A 3,825-nucleotide genomic window follows, 5' to 3' on the forward strand; every position below is an offset into this window, starting at 1 on the left:
GTAACGAAGCCCGGCCGCACCGGCCTTGACTGAGGGATCTCCCGGGAGAACCTGTAGCAGATGAATGAACTAATCAACGGTTTCCCGGTGCTCACGGTCACCGGGTTGACCCAGGGCGCGATCTACGCACTGATCGCGCTCGGATACACGCTCGTCTACGGCGTCCTGCGCCTGATCAACTTCGCGCACTCGGACGTCTTCATGATCGGCACCTTCGGTGCCATCTGGACCTGGTCGGCGTTCGGCCTGGACGCCAACTCCCCCCGTCCCTCCCTCGGTGAGGCGTTCGGCCTGATCGTCCTGGCGATCGTGGTGGCCGCACTCCTCTGTGGTTTCTTCGCGATGCTCGTCGAAGTGACCGCCTATCGGCCGTTGCGAGCCCGCAACGCACCACCCCTGGCCTTCCTCATCACCGCGATCGGCGCGTCGTTCGTGCTCTCCGAGGGCATGGGCGCGTTCACCAACCGCCGCCAGCTCGGTGTGCCGGCGATGCTGCCGACCGACCCGGTGGTCAGCCTCGGCGGGTGGTCGCTCACCCCGCTGCAGATCTCCACGCTCGCGGTCGCGGTTCTCGCGATGGTCGGGCTGGACTGGTTCGTGCAGCGCACCCGGTTCGGCCGCGGCATCCGCGCGGTGGCGCAGGACGCCAACACCGCCGCCCTCATGGGTGTCAACAAGAACCGCGTGATCCTGCTGGTCTTCCTGATCGGCGGCCTGATGGCCGGCGTCGCCGCGGTGATGTCCGACATGAAGGCGGCCAGCACCCGGTTCAACGTCGGCTTCCTGATCGGCCTCAAGGCGTTCGCCGCGGCCGTGCTCGGCGGCATCGGCAACCTGCGTGGCGCCGCGCTCGGCGGCATCCTCCTCGGCCTGGTGGAAAACTACGGCTCGGCGGTGTTCGGCACGAACTTCCGTGACTTCATCGGCTTCCTCGTGCTGATCCTGCTTCTGATGTTCCGCCCGACCGGCCTGTTGGGCGAGTCGCTCGGGAGGGCACGCGCATGACCGACCTCCGTACCCGCTGGCGCGACTTCCGCCACGGCGTGAGCCGGCGCTGGGACCGGATGCCGAAGGCCAGCCGCATCGGCGTGATCCTCGTCTTCCTGGTGTTCCTCTACGCCCTCCCCAACAAGGGCTTCTACGAATACCTCGGCCTGCCGCTGGGTGAGTACATCCCGCTCTACACCACGCGCAACGACATGGCGACGGTGCTGTTCCAGTGCGGCTACTACATCCTGCTGGCGCTGGGCCTCAACATCGTGGTCGGCTACGCGGGCCTGCTCGACCTCGGCTTCTTCGGGTTCTTCGCCGTCGGCGCCTACACGGTCGCGACGCTCACGTCGCCGCAGAGCAAGGTCTTCACCGAGTACAACTGGCTCGAGAGCCCGTGGCCGTGGCTGGTGGCGCTACCGCTGGCAATCGCGCTGTCGTTGTTGGCGGGCGTGATCCTCGGCTTCCCAGTGCTGAGATTGCGCGGCGACTATCTCGCGATCGTGACACTCGGCTTCGCCGAGATGATCCGGATCGTCGCGCAGCAGAACGACTGGATCTTCAACGGCGACCGGGGCATCCCCAACATCGGCCGCCCGCCCGGCAACAACGCCGATGGTTCGCGGATCTTCCAGTTCGACGCCAAGCCGTACTACTGGCTGATCCTCACCGTGATCATCGGCATGGTCTTCCTCATCCGGAACCTCGTGCGCAGCCGGGTCGGCCGGGCCTGGATCGCGATCCGGGAGGACGAGGACGCGGCCGAGCTCATGGGCGTGCCGACGTACAAGTTCAAGATCTGGGCGTTCGCGATGGGCGCCGGCATCGGCGGCTTCTCCGGCGCGCTGTGGGCCGGTCAGATCGGCTTCGTCAACGCGTCGACGTTCAAGCTGGAGCAGTCGATCCTGGTGCTGGCCGCGGTGCTGCTCGGCGGCGCCGGCAACATCTACGGCGCGATCCTGGGTGGCTTCCTGGTCATCTACGTGCCGGAGTGGCTGCGGTCGGTCGGTGACGTGTTCGGCCTGCCGGAGCAGGTGCGGATCGCCGGCGAGCCGTACGACATCAGCGCCACGAACCTGCGTTACCTGTTCTTCGGCATCATCCTGATCGTGGTCATGATCTTCCGACCACAAGGGTTGTGGCCCAACCGGCGGCGTGCCGCCGAGCTCAAGGATCGTGAGAAGGAGGCGATGGTCGGTGCCTGACACTTCTCCGGAGCCACAGGACGCCCCCGAGCGCGACGCCACCAGCGAGCGCGACGCGGCACCCGACGCCCGCACGACGGTGGGTGTGCCACCGGAACCGCCGTCCGGCGAGTCCGAGTCGCACCCGACGCCCGCCCCGGCGGGGCGGCGGGCTCTGCTCGAGGTCGACAACGTGACGCTGCGCTTCGGTGGCGTCGTCGCCCTCGACAAGGTCAACTTCAACCTGTACGAGGGCGAGATCCTCGGTCTGATCGGCCCCAACGGCGCCGGCAAGACCACCTGCTTCAACGCCATGACCGGCGTCTACACCCCGACCTCGGGCGAGATCCGGTTCCAGGGCCAGAAGCTGAGCGGCCGCGCCCGCTACAAGATCACGAAGTTGGGCATCGCCCGGACGTTCCAGAACATCCGGCTGTTCCCCGAGATGACCGCGCTGGAGAACGTCATGGTGGGCGCCGACGCGCACCACAAGACGAGCGTGCCCAGCGCGCTGCTGCGCTTGCCGCGCTACTGGCAGGAGGAACGCAGCGGTCGCGAGCGTTCTCGTGAGCTGCTCGACTTCGTCGGCATCAGCCGGCACGAAGAGGCGGCCCGCAACCTCTCCTACGGCGAACAGCGCCGCCTGGAGATCGCCCGGGCGCTGGCGACCCAGCCGAAGATGCTCTGCCTCGACGAGCCGGCGGCCGGGTTCAACCCGGCCGAGAAGGACTCGCTGCTCCAGTTGATCCGGAACATCCGTGACACCGGCGTGACCGTGCTGCTCATCGAGCACGACATGCGGCTGGTCATGGGCGTGACCGACCGGATCGTGGTGCTCGAGTTCGGCAAGAAGATCGCCGAGGGTTCGCCGGCCGAGGTTCGCGAGAACCCGAAGGTGATCGCGGCTTACCTGGGGGTGCCCGCAGATGCTGCTTGAGGTCGACAACATCACCCTGCTGTACGGGCGGATCCAGGCGCTGCACGGCATCTCCGTCACGGTCGACGAGGGCGAGATCGTGGCCCTGATCGGCGCGAACGGCGCGGGCAAGACGACAACCATGCGGGCGATCTCCGGGCTGCGGGCGATCGCCGCGGGCCGGATCCGCTTCAACGGCGTCGACATCACCCGGATGCGGGCCGACCTGCGGGTCATCCAGGGCATCTGCCAGTCACCGGAGGGCCGGGGCGTGTTCCCGGGCATGTCGGTGAAGGACAACCTGGAGATGGGCGCCTACACCCGGCGGGACTCGGCGAACATCGCCAAGGACATGGAGCACGTCCTTGACCTGTTCCCGCGGCTGCGCGAACGCTTCAAGCAGCCGGGCGGCACACTGTCGGGCGGCGAGCAGCAGATGCTGGCGGTGGGGCGGGCCCTGATGAGCCGCCCGAAGCTGCTCTTGCTCGATGAGCCCTCGATGGGCCTGGCCCCGATGCTGATCCAACAGATCTTCGAAATCATCACGGAGATCAACCAGCGCGACGGCACGACCATCCTGCTGGTGGAGCAGAACGCCCAGCAGGCCCTGTCCCGCGCCCACCGGGCGTACGTCCTCGAGACGGGCAAGATCGTCAAGGAGGGCACGGGCCAGGACCTCCTGCACGACCCGGCGGTCAAGGACGCTTACCTCGGCGTCGCCTGATCGCACTCACC

General features: G+C 67.4%; 4 protein-coding genes. All 4 read left to right on the top strand.

Features of this window, described 5'->3' with window-relative positions; all coding sequences use genetic code 11:
• Window positions 1-60: 60 nt before the first annotated feature.
• The 4 genes from AB0H87_RS39295 (at window position 61) to AB0H87_RS39310 (ending at window position 3,814) form a co-directional block, all read left to right on the top strand.
• Window positions 61-1,005: a branched-chain amino acid ABC transporter permease gene (locus AB0H87_RS39295; protein WP_360158121.1), complete on the top strand. Its 945-nt coding sequence runs from the start codon at window positions 61-63 to the stop codon at window positions 1,003-1,005.
• Window positions 1,002-2,195, top strand: coding sequence for a branched-chain amino acid ABC transporter permease (locus AB0H87_RS39300; RefSeq protein WP_360158124.1), 1,194 nt, complete (start codon window positions 1,002-1,004; stop codon window positions 2,193-2,195). The genes AB0H87_RS39295 and AB0H87_RS39300 overlap by 4 nt, the downstream gene beginning before the upstream one ends.
• 154 nt (window positions 2,196-2,349) lie before the next feature.
• The gene (locus AB0H87_RS39305) at window positions 2,350-3,111 is read left to right on the top strand and encodes an ABC transporter ATP-binding protein (protein ID WP_360158130.1); all 762 of its coding nucleotides are present in this window, start codon (window positions 2,350-2,352) and stop codon (window positions 3,109-3,111) included.
• The gene (locus AB0H87_RS39310) at window positions 3,101-3,814 is read left to right on the top strand and encodes an ABC transporter ATP-binding protein (RefSeq protein WP_360158127.1); all 714 of its coding nucleotides are present in this window, start codon (window positions 3,101-3,103) and stop codon (window positions 3,812-3,814) included. The genes AB0H87_RS39305 and AB0H87_RS39310 overlap by 11 nt, the downstream gene beginning before the upstream one ends.
• The last annotated feature ends 11 nt before the right edge of the window (window positions 3,815-3,825 follow it).

The sequence above is a fragment of the Asanoa sp. NPDC050611 genome (genome assembly GCF_040654855.1).
Lineage (GTDB): Bacteria > Actinomycetota > Actinomycetes > Mycobacteriales > Micromonosporaceae > Asanoa.